The organism is Candidatus Villigracilis saccharophilus (assembly GCF_016711665.1).
In genome coordinates this window covers 1-15,601 of the sequence record NZ_JADJSO010000083.1, presented here as the reverse complement: position 1 = coordinate 15,601, position 15,601 = coordinate 1, and the positions used below count along the sequence as shown (strand labels likewise).

General features: G+C 50.0%; 15 protein-coding genes, 1 tRNA gene and 1 other annotated feature. Of the genes, 9 read left to right on the top strand and 7 right to left on the bottom strand.

Annotation, left to right across the window (positions count from 1 at the left end; all coding sequences use genetic code 11):
* The coding region (gene proC, locus IPL17_RS26400) for a pyrroline-5-carboxylate reductase (protein ID WP_345310076.1) at positions 1 to 619 on the top strand (619 nt) is incomplete at its 5' end.
* Here the strand turns inward: proC and IPL17_RS26395 are convergent.
* The gene (locus tag IPL17_RS26395) at positions 583 to 1,737 is read right to left on the bottom strand and encodes a transposase (RefSeq protein WP_345310075.1); all 1,155 of its coding nucleotides are present in this window, start codon (positions 1,735 to 1,737) and stop codon (positions 583 to 585) included. The two genes, proC and IPL17_RS26395, sit on opposite strands and share 37 nt — an antisense overlap.
* 110 nt (positions 1,738 to 1,847) lie before the next feature.
* Here IPL17_RS26395 and IPL17_RS26390 point away from each other — a divergent pair, with 110 nt between their 5' ends.
* From IPL17_RS26390 to IPL17_RS26380, 3 genes are all read left to right on the top strand, one after another.
* Complete coding sequence (locus tag IPL17_RS26390) at positions 1,848 to 2,378, top strand: GNAT family N-acetyltransferase (protein ID WP_345310074.1); 531 nt, start codon at positions 1,848 to 1,850, stop codon at positions 2,376 to 2,378.
* A 96-nt stretch (positions 2,379 to 2,474) separates the two neighbouring features.
* A complete protein-coding gene (gene abc-f / locus IPL17_RS26385) occupies positions 2,475 to 4,475 on the top strand; it encodes a ribosomal protection-like ABC-F family protein (RefSeq protein WP_345310073.1) in 2,001 nt (666 codons plus the stop codon).
* A 25-nt stretch (positions 4,476 to 4,500) separates the two neighbouring features.
* Positions 4,501 to 4,992: a tetratricopeptide repeat protein gene (locus IPL17_RS26380; protein ID WP_345310072.1), complete on the top strand. Its 492-nt coding sequence runs from the start codon at positions 4,501 to 4,503 to the stop codon at positions 4,990 to 4,992.
* A 42-nt stretch (positions 4,993 to 5,034) separates the two neighbouring features.
* On the opposite strand, the gene IPL17_RS26375 is transcribed toward IPL17_RS26380, so the two are convergent.
* Entirely contained in the window at positions 5,035 to 5,958 is a 924-nt protein-coding gene (locus IPL17_RS26375) for a cation diffusion facilitator family transporter (RefSeq protein ID WP_345310071.1), read from the bottom strand.
* A gap of 213 nt (positions 5,959 to 6,171) precedes the next feature.
* Here IPL17_RS26375 and IPL17_RS26370 point away from each other — a divergent pair, with 213 nt between their 5' ends.
* The 3 genes from IPL17_RS26370 (at position 6,172) to IPL17_RS26360 (ending at position 9,524) form a co-directional block, all read left to right on the top strand.
* Complete coding sequence (locus IPL17_RS26370; RefSeq protein WP_345310070.1) at positions 6,172 to 7,089, top strand: quinate 5-dehydrogenase; 918 nt, start codon at positions 6,172 to 6,174, stop codon at positions 7,087 to 7,089.
* 308 nt (positions 7,090 to 7,397) lie between these two features.
* Positions 7,398 to 7,844 (top strand): hypothetical protein, encoded by a 447-nt coding sequence (locus IPL17_RS26365; protein WP_345310069.1) that lies wholly within the window; start codon positions 7,398 to 7,400, stop codon positions 7,842 to 7,844.
* A 9-nt stretch (positions 7,845 to 7,853) separates the two neighbouring features.
* Entirely contained in the window at positions 7,854 to 9,524 is a 1,671-nt protein-coding gene (locus IPL17_RS26360; RefSeq protein WP_345310068.1) for a hypothetical protein, read from the top strand.
* 58 nt (positions 9,525 to 9,582) lie between these two features.
* Here IPL17_RS26360 and IPL17_RS26355 read toward each other — a convergent pair whose 3' ends face one another.
* On the bottom strand, positions 9,583 to 10,536 hold the full coding sequence (locus IPL17_RS26355; protein WP_345310067.1) for an endonuclease/exonuclease/phosphatase family protein: 954 nt from the start codon (positions 10,534 to 10,536) through the stop codon (positions 9,583 to 9,585).
* Positions 10,537 to 10,868: 332 nt separating this feature from the next.
* On the opposite strand from IPL17_RS26355, the gene IPL17_RS26350 reads away from it, so the two are divergent.
* Positions 10,869 to 10,942: transfer RNA gene (locus tag IPL17_RS26350), tRNA-Val, on the top strand.
* 16 nt (positions 10,943 to 10,958) lie between these two features.
* Positions 10,959 to 11,180: a binding site (T-box leader), on the top strand.
* 96 nt (positions 11,181 to 11,276) lie between these two features.
* Entirely contained in the window at positions 11,277 to 13,085 is a 1,809-nt protein-coding gene (gene thrS / locus IPL17_RS26345) for a threonine--tRNA ligase (RefSeq protein ID WP_345310066.1), read from the top strand.
* Positions 13,086 to 13,163: 78 nt separating this feature from the next.
* On the opposite strand, the gene IPL17_RS26340 is transcribed toward thrS, so the two are convergent.
* From IPL17_RS26340 to IPL17_RS26325, 4 genes are read right to left on the bottom strand one after another with little or no spacing between them, the layout of a single operon-like run.
* Positions 13,164 to 13,787, bottom strand: coding sequence for a hypothetical protein (locus IPL17_RS26340; RefSeq protein WP_345310065.1), 624 nt, complete (start codon positions 13,785 to 13,787; stop codon positions 13,164 to 13,166).
* Positions 13,784 to 14,446, bottom strand: a complete 663-nt coding sequence (locus IPL17_RS26335; RefSeq protein ID WP_345310064.1) for a hypothetical protein — start codon at positions 14,444 to 14,446, stop codon at positions 13,784 to 13,786. The genes IPL17_RS26340 and IPL17_RS26335 overlap by 4 nt, the downstream gene beginning before the upstream one ends.
* A 2-nt stretch (positions 14,447 to 14,448) precedes the next feature.
* On the bottom strand, positions 14,449 to 14,697 hold the full coding sequence (locus tag IPL17_RS26330; protein ID WP_345310063.1) for a hypothetical protein: 249 nt from the start codon (positions 14,695 to 14,697) through the stop codon (positions 14,449 to 14,451).
* 58 nt (positions 14,698 to 14,755) lie between these two features.
* The gene (locus IPL17_RS26325) at positions 14,756 to 15,247 is read right to left on the bottom strand and encodes a DUF4179 domain-containing protein (protein WP_345310062.1); all 492 of its coding nucleotides are present in this window, start codon (positions 15,245 to 15,247) and stop codon (positions 14,756 to 14,758) included.
* Between the last annotated feature and the right edge of the window lie 354 nt (positions 15,248 to 15,601).

Genomic DNA, 15,601 nt, shown 5'->3' with positions numbered 1-15,601 from the left:
CGAAGTGATGAAGGGGCTTAAAGGCATCCGCAGTGACGCGCTGGTTCTGTCCATTATTGCGGGGGCAACCATCAAGAAGATCGGGACAGGCTTGAAGCATAAATCCATTGTGCGTTCCATGCCGAACACGCCGGGACAGATTGGCGAAGGCATCACAGTTTGGACGGCCTCGAAGGAAGTCAGCCAGGAACAGCAAACAATGGCGCGCGCATTGCTTAGCGCGATGGGTGAAGAAGTTTTCGTCGAGGATGAAAGTTATCTCGACATGGCGACCGCGCTTTCAGGTTCCGGTCCCGCCTATGTATTTCTCTTCACCGAAGCCTTGATCGATGCCGGTGTACACATGGGATTCCCGCGCCGTATCGCTGAGCAACTGGTCTTGCAGACTATCAAAGGTTCGGCGTCATTCTATCAAGGCGCGAGCAGACATCCTGCGACATTGCGAAATCAAGTCACCTCCCCGGGCGGGACTTCTGCCGAGGCGTTGTATTATTTGGAGAAGGCTGGTTTCCGCACTGCGATTTCACGCGCGGTGTGGGCTGCCTATCAACGCTCGCTGGAATTGGGCAAGGAGAAGCCTGGTCATATCGCGGATGTGAATGACGATGAAGAGAAGTAAACATCCTCACACCAAAAGGCGGAGGCTTTTATCCCTAGCCCGGTCAGGGCTGAGATCAACGGCAGGTTTACAACTGCCCTGTCCCGAATATTTCGAGACGCGTTCGTGTCCGCTGGCGCAGAGAATCCACATTGGACACACAGGAAAATACTTTGAGTTTTTCGATTCGCCTTATCAACACAACCACATTCGGGGCAGGTGCGCGAAGTGTTCCTTGGATCCACAAAGATCACAGGAACTCCCATTCGCTCCGCCTTGTAGCTAATGTATTGTCTCAGTTGGAAAAACGACCAGTTGGCATGTCTCGCTCTCTGCTTGCGTCTTACCGTTACCCGTTCACGGATACCCCCCAATTCTTCGAGGGCAATCGCGCGATGGGTGTCATACGCAATTTGTACGATCGCCTTGCTGATCGTGTGGTTGGTTATTTTTTGGAAACGTGCCTGCTTGCCGGAAATCTTTTTGAGTTTTCGTCTGGCAGACTTCGAACCGTTACGTTGCAGGTTGCGGCGGCGATGCTCAAACTTTCGGCGATGCTCCTCAATCGATGCTCCGCTAAACCCGCCACCGTCACTGTCCGAGGCGATGTTCACAATCCCGAGATCAATTCCAAGAACCCCTTCAACGTCAATTGGCTTGGGTGTCTCCACATCGCAAGCTACCATCAGGTAGAACCTGCCTTTGACCATGCAAAGATCGCTTTCCCCATGTTGGCCTTTGAGCAATTCAAGCTGGCGCTTGCCGCAGGCAAAAGACATCTTTTGTCTGCCTGCCACTGTCCAGATATTCAACTCCATCCTGTCCAGTTTATAGGTCAGGATGCGATTATCGAAAGCGATCGCGCCATGCGGTTTGAAAGTCCGTTTGGCTTTTCTGTCCAGCTTGTAGGCGTCAGCGACTTTGGAAATTGCGCGGACAACCATCTGCGCGGTCAGGTCAAAGATTTCCTTCACGGAATAATAGGTCAGTTTGTGAAGCGGAAATTGCCGAAAGGTCTGACTCTCCCAGGCCTGATCGCTGATGTAGTTACAGGCGGCGTTTGCCACTTCCAAAGTTTTGCGAAGTGCCTGTGCCTGTTCGGGCGTAGGCAGGAGTTTTACTTGAGCGATCAGTTTCATAACTGGATTGTACCGCATCTTCAATATATTGACAATGCTATGGCGAAAGAGAATCGCCAGCAGCTATCCCTCCCCACGCCCAAGGGCGGGGGGTTCTCCCTGAGGTCTCGATGAAACCGCTTGAAAAAATCGAAACCGAACGTCTCATTCTGCGCAAACCGCGCATAGATGATGCGCCCGCTGTCTTTGCAGGCTGGGTGCAAGACCCCGAAGTGACCCATTTCCTCACCTGGCGTCCGCATGAAAATATCGGGCAGACCGAATCCATGCTGGCAAGGGCGATCAGCGCGTGGGAGGGTGATGTCCGCTTTCTTTTCATGATCGCATTAAAAAATGACGACTTGATCGGAAAGATCGAATTGCGCATTGAAGGTCACAGGATGGAACTGGGATATGTTATGAGCAGAGCATATCAAGGCAGGGGTTACATGACCGAAACCGTCCGAGCCATTATTGATTGGGCTTTCCAACAATCTAACATTTACAGAGTTTATGCTACAACAGGTGTGGACAATATCGCATCCCAGCGCGTGATGGAAAAAGTTGGGATGCTGCGAGAAGGGCTGTTACGAAAATACATTATTCATCCGAATATCAGCGATGAACCGCGGGATAGTTATATTTATGCGATTGTGAAATAATTTGAATCACGGACTTAAGTCCGCGATTCTTAAAGGGCAACAACCAATCCCTTTCGCTTATAATACGGGGCGTTCAAATCTGGTAGTTGGAAAATTATGTCACTCCTCACTGTAAGTTCACTCGCAAAATCATACGGCCCCACTGATATTTTCAGCGGGGTATCCTTCTCCGTGGTCAAAGGCGCGCGCATGGCCATTGTCGGACCGAACGGGATCGGCAAAACCACGCTCATGCGCATCCTCGTCGGCGTGGACGAACCCACCTCGGGAGCAGTATCCCGCACACGCGGAGTCCGAATCGGGTATCTGTCGCAGGAAGCAGATTTCCAAATGACGGGAACCATCTGGACGGCTTGCGAATCCGTCTTCGACCATTTCAAAGCAGAACAGGAAGAATTGCACCGCCTTGAAGGATTGATGTCTGATCCTGCGCAAGCTGAAGAAGTGATGGAACGCTACGGAAAATTGCAGGAGGAATTCGAGCGGCGTGGCGGCTACACCTACACCACCAAAATTCGTCAGGTGTTGACGGGCCTGGGATTCAGCGAGGAAGATTATCAACTTGACCTTGATCATCTCTCGGGCGGACAGCGCACGCGCGGATTTCTCGCACGCCTGCTGCTCGAAGACCCCGACCTGCTCCTGCTCGATGAGCCCACCAATCATCTCGACATCGCCGCCGTCGAATGGCTCGAAGGATATTTGAGTCAATGGGAAGGCGCGGCCATCATCATTTCGCATGACCGTTTCTTTTTGGATAAAGCCAGTAACGTAATTTTGGAAATGTTCCCCGGCGCAACCGAAACCTATCGCGGCAATTACAGCGCATATTTAAAACAACGCGCCGAACGCATGGCGCGCCGTCAGGAAGTGTTCGACAGCGAAAAGGAAAAGCTGCAAAAGGAAATGGAATACATCCGCAAAAATGTGGCGGGACAAAATGTATTGCAAGCCAAAGGCAAACTCAAGCGCCTCTCGCGCATCATTCAAGCCATCGAACAGATCGGCATGGAAGCCGCGCTCAAACAAAAGTGGAGCGAGACCGCCGGCGAAATTTCCGTCACCACTTCCATTCTCAGCGTCGAGGAAGCGGGACGCCGCATCAACGCCCTGCAGTCGCCTGTGCGCCAGCTGCCCAATTTGCATCTACGCCTCGCGCAAGCCGCGCGCTCCGGTGACATGGTCATCCGCACTGAAAACCTCAAAGTTGGATTCTCCGATAAATTTTTATTCTCATCTCCAAACATAGATTTGAGACGCGGCGACTGTGCTGCATTGATCGGGCCAAACGGCGCCGGCAAATCGACTTTTCTAAAGACGATCCTCGGTCAGATCCCGCCGTTAGCTGGTGAGGTGACCTTGGGAGAGAGTCTGCATATTGGGTATTTTGCCCAGGCGCACGAAAGCCTTGACCCGAAGAAAAGCGTGATCGACGAGATCATCGGTGTGACGAACTGGCTGCCGCAAAAAGCGCGTGAGTATCTCGGCAAATATCTTTTCTCCGGTGATGACGCTTTCAAAATGGTATCCATGCTCTCCGGCGGCGAGCGCGGACGTCTCGCGCTGGCCAAGCTCGCATTACAAGATACCAACTTGCTATTGCTAGATGAACCCACCAACCATTTGGATATCCCCTCGCAGGAAATCCTCGAAGCCGTGCTGGATGACTATCAGGGCACGATCCTGCTCGTCACGCATGACCGTTATCTCGTGGATGCCATCGCGACCCAGATCTGGGAAATTGACACGGATGAATCCCATCTGGTAATCTTCAAGGGTATCTATTCCCAGTTGAAGGAAGAACGTGAAAAGGATCTGGCTCGCCGGGCTGCGGTTCAAGCTGAGCGTGAAGCGCCTGTTGTGACAGACACCCGCAAGGCAAAACCAGCCAATTCCAAAGAAGAGAGAAAAAAGAACGCGCAAAAGCAGGAGCTTGAAAACAAGATCTCCAAACTTGAAATAGAACTTGGCGAGATCAGCGATAAGTTGGCAAACCCGCCCAGGGATGCCGCTGAAGTCATCAGGCTGGCAAAGGAATATGATCGAGTGCAAAAAGAGATGGATGTGAAATTGGCTGAGTGGGAAGCTTTGCAGTAACCCAAGAAGGCATAGTGGAGTCTCCATGGATTTGATATCTACACTTATCGAAGCTGATAAATTACGCGCAAAAGACCAGCACGAGAAAGCGCGTGAATTGCTGGTACGGCTTGCTTTAGAATTCCCCACGAACCCGGTTGTTCAATATAAAACAGCCTGTGTGTATGATTACATTGGGCAGGAGAAGGAAGCCATCCCATACTATCTGGCCGCGATCGAGAACGACCTGCCGGGGGACGATCTGCGCGGAGCGTATCTGGGGCTGGGCAGTACCTATCGCACATTGGGACAATATGCCGAATCAAAAAAGATACTGCAAGCCGGGCTGGGTCAATTCCCTGATGCAAATGAAATGAAAATATTTCTTGCGATGACACTCTACAATCTGGGTGAACATCATGAGGCCGTCAGTTCTTTGATCAAGATCCTTGCAGAAACAACCTCAGATGAGAAAATAATAGATTATGAACGCGCCATTCTTTTTTATGCGGAAGACCTGAATAAAAAATGGGATTAAATAAAAAAAAGCCAGAGATCTTCTCTGGCTTTTTTTTATCAATTATTTCTCATTAATGTCATTGATGGAAATTTCATCATCCAGCGGTTCGAGATGTGTATGAACGATCGTGTCACTTAGTTGACTACGCACATCGCTTTCAAAATCCTCGGCAATGTGATGCGCATCATGCACGCTCCAATCACCGGGTACAAGCATGTGCACAGAGACGAACCGTCTGGCCGCAGACTGTCGTGTGCGGATGGCGTGAAACTGCACGCCGCGCTCCTGATATCTGGCGATCACATTTTCCACAAGCTTTTGTTCTTCCGCAGGCAGCGAGGCATCCATAAATCCTGCGACGGAACGTTTTAAGAGTTTAATACCCGTCCAAATGATGTTAAGCGCTACCAGAATGGCGAGGATCGGGTCGAGAATATACCATTTTGTAACCGCCACAACTCCGATACCGCCGATCACGACCACGGAAGTCCAAACATCGGTCATCAGGTGATGCCCGTCCGCTTCGAGCGTGATAGAGTTGCGTTTTTTTCCAGTGGCGATCAAGATCCGTGACACCACCAGGTTGACCAGTGATGCCAGCATGGACACCACCAAACCGATTCCGAGCTGCTCCAATTCCCTGGGTGCTAGCAGTCTTTCAACGGCGGTCCAAATAATGCCGCCGGCCGCGATTAAGATCAGCACACCTTCCGCACTGCTGGCAAAATATTCCGCCTTGCTATGTCCGTACATGTGACTGTCATCCGGCGGCAACGCGGCAATGATCAACATACTCAGCGCGATCACCGCGCCGACCAAATTGACGATGGCTTCCAACGCATCTGACAACAAGCCGACCGAGCCTGTCAATAGATAGGCGATTGTTTTTAGGACAATGGTGATCAACGCGGCGCTGATCGAGAGCCACGCGTAACGGGTTAGCGCTAGATCTTTATTATTACTATGAGTATGGGTAGCAGACATGGTTTCCTCAACTTTTTAATGAGGCTGCCTGTCGTAATTTAATTAGACCGCTTTGGGGATTTGGCACGGCTACGACTTTGAGATTCTGGCGCCGAAGGTGAAATCATACCTGCAACCATGAATTTTTATAATGGATGAATGTCACGAAACCATTTTTCTGTGATATGTGGATTGTTGATAAAATAGCCCATCTCAATCCGCATGGAGATGTCTGTGAAAAAAATACTTTCCATCAGCGTGGGATCATCATCACGCGACCACACCACCCGCCACACATTTCTCGGGCAGGAGTGCGAAATTTCCCGACAGGGTACAAATGGCGATTTCAACAAAGCCATTCAGCGCTACCGGGACATGGACGGCAAAGTGGATGCCTTTGGCGCAGGCGGAGTTGAATTCTATCTGGGAGTCGAAGATCAACGCTATTATTTTCGCGATGTCAAACGCATCCGCAATGCGATCAAGATCAGCAAGGTCGGGGATGGAAATGGAGTAAAAGGCATACTGGAAAAACGCGCCTTTGAATATCTTGAAAAGTATTTGAATGAACAGGAAGGTAAATCCCTGAAAGGACTGCCGGCATTGATCACAACCGTTGTGGAAAGATACAGCATGGGCAAAGCCATGGTGGAGGCCGGGTTGAACGTCACTTTTGGAGATTTTATGTTCGCGCTCGGACTGCCTTTTGCGATCAGAACGATCGGCGCGGCCCGGCTCTTGGCAGGTATGTTATTGCCTGTCGTGACGCAGCTACCGTTCGCGTGGCTCTATCCGCTAGGGTCGGAACAGGACAAACCACCGCAACCCAAATGGACAAAATACTATCAGCGCGCGCAAGTCATCGCAGGCGACTTTTTACAGATACGCCAGTACATGCCCGATGACCTGACCGGGAAGATCGTTGTGACGAACACAACCACAGCCAGAAATGTGGATGAACTGCAAAAACGCAATCTGCACATTTTGGTCACGGTCACGCCGCGGCTGGAAGGACGCAGCTTTGGTACCAACGTCATGGAGGCAACCCTGCTTGCGCTGATGGATAAACCGCAATCTGAAGTAACCCACGCTGATTTCATGGATCTTATCGATCGTATCCCCATGCGGCCGAATATCGAAGTGCTAAATTGAGGTCCTTTGTTTGAACCTACCAAATCGGTTTCGATTGGAAATGATAGAATAAGATATGCAGATGGCTCATTATGAGACAATTTATTGTCTATATTTCTGTTGACTGCATCGCACGCCTCTTCAAACCCCGTGATTTTTGCAGAGATGATCGTTGTTTGAAAAGTGAAGATTTAAATTAACGAGGTAAACATGGAAAGAAAACGGCTTTTTATTATACTGGGCACCCTGTTGGTGTCACTTTTGATCATTGTCTTTATTGTTCGAGGAAGACTAAATAAAACCAATTCACTTGTATCAGACATTACTTTGTGCGGTCAGAACCCAAGCGGGCTTTGTATTATCACATTTGTAGCGAGCGATCCTGGTCTAATGGCGATCAATTTCCAGTTGACTGGGATGATTATCCCCTTTTCCACGTCAAAGGGCTGAATCGAGGGATTTCCTATAATTATTCCTGTTACCCGTCAGACGCAACCCCATTGAATGTGTATTGCACAGGGCCGCGCACACCGCTGGGGGAATCCATTGAGCTTGAAGTTTATGATGTTGAAAATAATACCCTGCTCGCTCGCGGAAAAGTTGTTGTCGCGGCTTTTATAGTTTGGACGCCAGCCGGCGTCCCGGCAATAACCGACCTTACCGCAACACCCGCAACTGCCATTATTGCGACGCCGCTAAGTGGCGCCACAGCAATTCCCAGTCCTACCCAGACCGCTGTTACAACAACACCCATAACGGCATATCCCAATCCTTGATTTGCTTTTGTGAATGCTGATTTATTTGCCAACAGCTTAAGTGTTATTGGCCAGAATTGGAGGACGATCCTTGCCATTCTGGCCTTTGTGTTTTGGGGAATGATTTTGGTCTTTGCAGTTCTGAAAAAAATATCAGATCAAAACTTTACTGATATGGAATTGATCACTCTGGCAATGGGCGGGTGGCCTGTGCCGGTGTTGTTGTTTTCCGTTGTGATGCTATTATTTCGAGCGGTCGTTCCAGAGACTGTTTTTTTCATCATAGCCGCAATTTTTATTCTTGTGCCTGCCGGTTTCGCTATTTATGCGGTCTGGAAAGATGTTTCACTCAAATGTATTTTCATTCTATTACTGTTTTTCATTTTTGTTTTTATTCGGATTGGGTTTGTGTCCAATATTATCCTGCCTTCCTATTTTGACTCAGCCGAACATTATCGCATTATCAATTATTTCCTGAAAATACAGTCACCTTTCAAGTTCATGTGGCCGACCGCGTCTTATTACCATGTTGGCTATCATGTTATTGTTGCCGCATTTGTATCCATAACGCGTGCGAATCTCGGACAGGTGATGCTGTTGTTTGGACAGATTGTTCTGGCGGCGATTCCCTTCCCTCTTTATTTTCTTGTGCATCGCGCTGTCAACTCGCATGCGGCGGCATTCCTCGGGGTTATGCTGGCGGCTTTCGGATGGTTTATGCCGGCCCATGCAGTTAATTGGGGCAAATACCCGGCATTATTGAGCTTATTATTAATTCAATTTACGCTCGGAATAGCTGTTATAAAAAATCGATGGCTGCTTGCATTGAGCTTGTTCACATCAGCTCTAATCCACAGCCGTTCGATTATTTTGCTTGGAGTCTTTGGCGCGGCATGGGTATTGTCTTATCAAGTACGCGATAACCGAAAACTGCTTCTCACGATAGGCATGGCCGTGCTGGGGATGGCTGTCGTGTTGATGGATAAGAATCAAACGTTTGGCCCCGTCTTTGAGCCGTACCGAATCTGGATTACGCTTCTGGTCATACTGCTGTCTGTTTCTGCTGCCCGGTTATTTTCCCGCCTGATATCTTTCTCGCTCCTCGCCATGTTTGGAATACTTGCAATGTCATTGATCCCCATCGCAAAAGCATATACCTTGTTGGATAGGCCGCTTGTGGAAATGATCCTGTTTTTACCGCTGGCATTCCTCGGCGGAGTGGGGGCTTCGCGCCTGTCCAAGGCTGCCATGCTTCTATTCGCTGTGATCATTATTTTTAACGCATTCACCCGCTATAACTTCTCCCCATCAGATTGTTGTCAACTGGTTGCCCGGGATGACGGGGCCGCTTTGGATTGGATGGATCGGCATCTGCCCGATGACGCGCGCGTCGCCATTGCAGGCGCGGACCTGAACATTGACGCATTCAGCGCCCCCATGCAGGGAACCGGCACAGATGCGGGAATTTGGGTCGTGCCATTAAGCGGACGCGCAGTGACAAGCCTGCCTTATTTCACGGATTTTGGATCACAGGAAATATATCAATCCCTTTGCCGGCAGCAAGTGACGCATATCTATGTCGGTTCGAGACCGCAAAGTTTTAGAGTGGATTTATTCCAGGTAAGTTCTACATGGTATGAAGTGATCTTTCGTCTGCCGGGCACACAGATCGTAAGGGTGCTTGGCTGCGGCGTTGAATAAAAACATCCCAAGCACAACAAGGTGCATGGGATGTTTTTATGTGTATCAAACCGCTTGATCAGGGGAAGTAAAAATCCACAGCCAGCGGGGAGTGATCTGAAGCCGTCCTTAAAGTATTCTTTGTGACGAGGGGTTCCTTATTTGGACTGGGAAGTTTATAAGCCTGAAACGCAAGCATTGGCTGTGTTGTCCATATATGGTCAACCCTGCTGACATCGGTGAAAAATGACCAGCCAGCTGCTTCGAGCAATGGCGGGCACGCCACTTGATTTAAGGGATAACCCAACTCAATGCCAGGAGGAGGCATGGTCATATCGCCCAATAAAATGGCGGCACTTTCCGCAAAAGGCTGAACAACCTTGACCAGATTTTCAACATTTTGACAGCCAACCTCATCAAAGTTAGGATTGATCTGTGTGGCAAACACCTGGATCGAGCCTCCATCCGGAGTGGCAACTTCTGCGCGGATCAGACAATTCTGCACATCCGCATATGTTTCTGAGTCCTTTATTTCAAGTTTTGAAAAAAGTATCACATCATACGTATTGCCGTTCTTATCCAGCGTTGGGGAAGCAGACTGGCATGAAATATACTCCATGCCAAGATCGTTGGCAGCTTGATTGGCAATTTCGAAATCATTCAACTGCCAGCCGTTCGCCTCCTGGATCGCAAGAACATCCGGGTTGTAGGCTTGTAGAATGGACGTGATCAAGGGCAGCTTTTCCAATCCGCCGCCTTCGATATTGTAGGTCATAAAACGAACTGCGCCTTCATGGATTTGAAGAGCAGATGCGGTTGCAGTAAGAAAATCTGCGGCTGGGATGATCGCGGTCACGTAAGGCGTCGTGGTTGGGATAATCCTTGTGGGGGTATCCTCGATGATCCTTGCTCCTTCGGGGATCTTGTTGGATGTCCCGCAGGCTTGCATGATGATCAATGTCAGTGGGATGAACAACCCTAACAAGATCCTTTTTCTGATCTGCCTCTTTGATTGAATATTATTTGAACTCATACTTTTTTCTCCTCATTTCCTCTGTATGCTATTTACGCAGCGGTCTGCGCCCTTTGGGATGGCCTATTATAAAAGATTACCGCTGTTTGCAAAGTTTTTTGGATTCGCCAGCCAGAACTTTATAAAAAGCGGCTGGATTTAGGAAATACAAATACGGGTCAACTTGCTGTTTGGCTCATAAGATCATGCATAATATCACATGGATCTATTTGATGGGATAATATAAGCCTCCGTCGGCGTGGTCCATCTTTAGTAGCCTGGCTTGATCGATCAGTTTGATCAAATAAAGGGATTGTCAATTTTTGCCACACTCGGTATAATGACCACTCTTTGGACGGGTAGCTCAGTTGGTTAGAGCACTGCGTTGACATCGCAGAGGTCGTAGGTTCGAGCCCTATTCCGTCCACTCGAAAATCATCTAATAAAACGCTTGGACCAAGACGAGTAGGTGTAGTTGTTCTGACAGAGAGAAGGTGCGATTGTTGAGAGCGTCTTCCAGAAACGATCACTGAAAACCACTTGAGAGCGTGAGGCAGAAAGCTTATAGCGATTATGCGGAACGGTTGGCTCCGTTATCAGCCTAAGAGATGAGTTGCAAGACTCAAATCGGGTGGAACCGCGTGAATGAAATTCTCGCCCCGTTATTGGGTGAGAATTTTTTGTTTAAGTGGTTGACATCGGAAATCGATCGATTTCCGATGTCAACGTTGGAATGCGTTGGAGTCTAAAAGGAGTAGAAAATGGCACTACAAACAGAACGTTATGAAGATACACAATTGTATAAGATCCGTCACTCAGCGGCGCATGTGATGGCGCAGGCTGTTCTGGAGATCTTTCCGGATGGCAAAGTGACCATCGGCCCGCCTGTGGAAAATGGCTTTTATTATGACTTCGACCTGCCGCGCAATCTCACTCCTGAAGATCTGGAGCAGATCGAAAAACGCATGCGGCAGATCGTGCAGGTCAAGCATGAATTCAAGAAGACCGTCATTTCCGCGGAGGAGGCGAAAAAGATTTTTGCCGACCAGCCTTACAAGTTGGAATTGATCGAAGGCCTTGAGAAAGGCGGCAGGGATGAATACGGCAATCCGCTGGATGGGCCGCCTGATATTTCCATTTATCAGCAGGATACCTTCACAGACCTTTGCCGCGGTCCACATGTGCAAAGCACAAAAGAGATTCGTCAGGATGCATTCAAGCTGATGTCCATCGCAGGCGCGTATTGGCGCGGCGATGAAAACAACAAGATGCTTCAACGCATTTATGGCACAGCCTGGGAAACCAAGGATCAGTTGAAGGATTATCTGAATCAACTGGAAGAAGCCAAGAAACGCGATCATCGCAAACTGGGCAAGGAATTGGAAATCTTCATCTTCGATGAAGAGGTCGGACCGGGTTTGCCTTTATGGCTGCCCAATGGCGGCGTGATGATCGAGGAACTCGAAAAACTCGCCAAGGATATGGAAGACAGGGCCGGCTACTTGCGCGTCAAAACGCCGATTCTTACAAAGGAAGATCTCTTTGTGCGTTCAGGTCACCTGCCTTATTATGCAGAGAGCATGTATCCGCCGATGGAAATCGAAGGCGTTAAGTATTACGTCAAGCCAATGAACTGTCCAATGCATCACAAAATTTTTGGTTCGAAGGGACGTTCCTATCGGGATCTTCCCGTTCGCCTCGCCGAATACGGAACCTGCTACCGTTACGAGAAGTCCGGTGAACTCTTTGGGTTGATGCGCGTCCGCTCGATGCAGATGAACGATGCTCACATCTACTGCTCGGAGGAACAATTCGAACAGGAGTTCATGGGTGTGGTGGCGCTATATCGTAAGTATTTTGAACTGTTCGGGATCGAGAAGTATGTGATGCGCCTGTCCCTGCACAGCAAGGCGGGACTGGGCAAAAAATATGTGGACAACGAGCGCCTATGGCTCAAGACCGAAGAGATGGTGCGCCGCGCGATGGATAACGGCGGTGTGCCATACGTGGAACGCGAAGACGAAGCTGCATTCTACGGCCCAAAAATTGATGTGCAAGTTTGGTCAGCCATCGGGCGCGAATTTTCGCTGATGACGAATCAAGTGGACTTTGCCGTACCAGAACGTTTTGACTTGAAGTTCACGAACAAGGAAGGCGTGGATGAAATTCCGTTGTGCATTCACCGTGCGCCGCTCTCCACACATGAGCGCATGGTCGGATTCCTGCTCGAGCATTACGCGGGCAACTTCCCAGTATGGTTGTCACCCGAGCAGGTGCGTGTCATCTCGATCACGGATGCTCAGAATGAGTATGCTGAAAACATCGCGAAGCAATTACGCGAAAGCGGAATCCGCGTTCATGCAGATCAATCGTCACAGCGCATGAACGCCAAAATCCGTCAGGCGCAGTTGATGAAGGTTCCGTATATGATCGTGGTCGGTGACAATGAAATGCAGGCTGGACAAGTGTCGCTCCGTGTACGTGATGGAAGCCAGCAGAACAATATTTCATTGGCTGAGTTTACAGCGCGTGCGAAGGATAAGATCACGAGACGCGCAAGCGAGTTGTAAGTCTGACCATGGATGGTGGACGATAGACCGTAAAAGGACAGGCGGAGGATTTTCCCCCGCCTGTTTTATTTTTTCTCTTTACGGAATCCACCCGTGGATCGATTCCACGCTGAGGGGGAAGGGGTGGATGCGGCAGTCATTCACGTTGACCAGCATGAGTTCGGTGGGGCGGTCGGGGAGGTCGGTGGAGCGCATGACGATGATCAGCCAGCTGCCATCCGGTGACCAGAACGGCGCGGTGACGATCCAATTGCCCATTTGCGCAAACAGCCTGCGGTCGGAGCCGTCGAGGTTGGAAATGTAAATCGCATCCTGGAGATTCTCGCGCGCATGATATGCGATGCGGTTGCCATCGGGGGAGATGGCGAAATCTTCATAGGCGCGATGATTGGGGATAACAAAAATTTCTGTGACCGCGCCGCTGGCGATATCCACTTTTCGCAGGGAGATACCGCCCTCCACATTCACGCCGTAGATCAAGCCGGTTCCATCGGCAGTCCAATCCACCAGTTGCTCATCGCCATTCTCATTGACGGCTTGAGTACGTCCGCTGCCATCGGGATTGATGATGTACAAGTTGAGGTCACTCCCACTGCTGAAGGCGATCTTCGTCCCATTCGGTGACCAGACCGGGACATTATCATCGGTGGTTGTGTTGGGGATGTGAATTTGTCCGCCGCTTGCGAAGTCGAAAAGATTCAAACCTTCACCCCAGGCAAAAGCGACAAACCTTCCATCCGGTGAAAGCGAGGATAAACACCCTGCGAGATGATCTGTTTTTCACTGCCATCAAGGCGCGCCATGAAACTGCCGTAATTATCGTAGTTGAGCCAATCATCGCTAAGCGCACCATAGACGAGCAGCCTGCCATTCAGTTCGGGGGGAACTGCTTGATAGTTGTCTAATGCCACTTGCCACGAATCAGGCGTCAGGCAGATTTGATCCGCTGCCACTGGCGTGGGAGATTCATCACCGGGGAGTTTCTCCACACCCCATTGAATCTGCCAGTTTCCAGAAATCACCACAACCGGGTTTGAGACTTGCACAATCAAGTTGCCCGAGGGAACTTCGCCCTCGAACCTGACCACCGAAATAAAATGTCCGGGGTCGCCCAGCCCAGACCCGCCGGGCACGGAATTTCCGATGGCGAGGCCGACACCGTTGAACATGACGGCGCTCTCGAAATCGAAACTGTAGCCATCAGCGGTGTGGGTTGCCTTGACGACGCGCACCGGGAACCCGGCCAACTCGATATCTTGGTTCAGATCCCAGGCCTGCCCTTCCTGCGGATTTGGTCCCGCGTCGAACTCGAAGCTGGCGCTTGATTCTGAATATTGAGCGGCCACTGCGCTGACAGTCATGGTCAACGGGTAAGCTTGTTGTTTATTGATGATTTCAAATGCCCACGGAAGGAACCCGCCGGTGGCTTTTCGACAGGCGAGTCAAGTTGACTGGTGGCGAAATCATACAAAACTTCCTGACCATTGGCATCGGTGAAAACTGGATAGGTGGAGAAATCTAATGCCGATGCGCCTTGCGGCAGGCTGTTGGAATTGAACGAGCCGATGAGGATGAAGCCGCGGTCTGTCTCGACGATCTTTTCAATCGTCAACGGACTTTCGCCTGTGGTTGATCTCTTGAAGGTGTGACCTCAATGACCGGAACGATGGTCATCTCTGGCGGTGCGGGGATGAAACGCAGGGCAGTTCCCATTGTTCAGGAAGTGTGCCTGGCGGCGATCCTTCGATACATGGGATGAGAAGCACAGCGTCATTCACTTGTGCGGTCAGCGGAGCAAATGTATAAGTGGATTTGTAGCCAGTACCCCAGCCACCCGCTTCGTACCCAAGATGATCTTGCAGTGTGCCGTCAGGTAATTTCAACTGAGTGCGGTCTTCGAGCTTTGAACCACAGCCAGGCGCGGCCACATCGCGCAAGAGTTTTTCCTGCGGAATATTGTCAACAGTGTAAATGACAACAGTCTTGCTTGAGGTCAACACCACATCACTGACCGTGATCTTGATTCCGTCACGCGTCTGCGAAACTGGTTCTGCCAGTGTACGGATTGGCGTACTTTGATCTACAATGCCAATACCGGGGATATACCTGAGTGAGCGCCCGATGGCGTATGCCACTCCGCTCAATGTGAGTAAAATCAGCAAAGTAATCAGCATCACAACAAGCGGGCGAGTACGTAAAAGCGTTATCGGAGATTTTTTTCGAGACGGTCACAATGCTTGGCATAAGGTTTCTATTCTCCAGGACGCCACGGCGAGCGATAGCTTCAACGCGTCTTTCATGCGCTTATCGTTCATCTCTCGCTCCTTTCAATCCAAGCTGCGCAGGCGTTCGCGCGCCGCGTTCAGCATCCACTTGGACCGTGCCGACTGCCGAACCTGCTTCTTCCGCCATTTTCCTTTTCGCTCATTTCAAGAAAATATCTTTGAACGATCACCGCGTTGGCGCGGTGATAATTTTGCATGGCATCCCAGATTTGATTTTGGGCTTCGATGGAC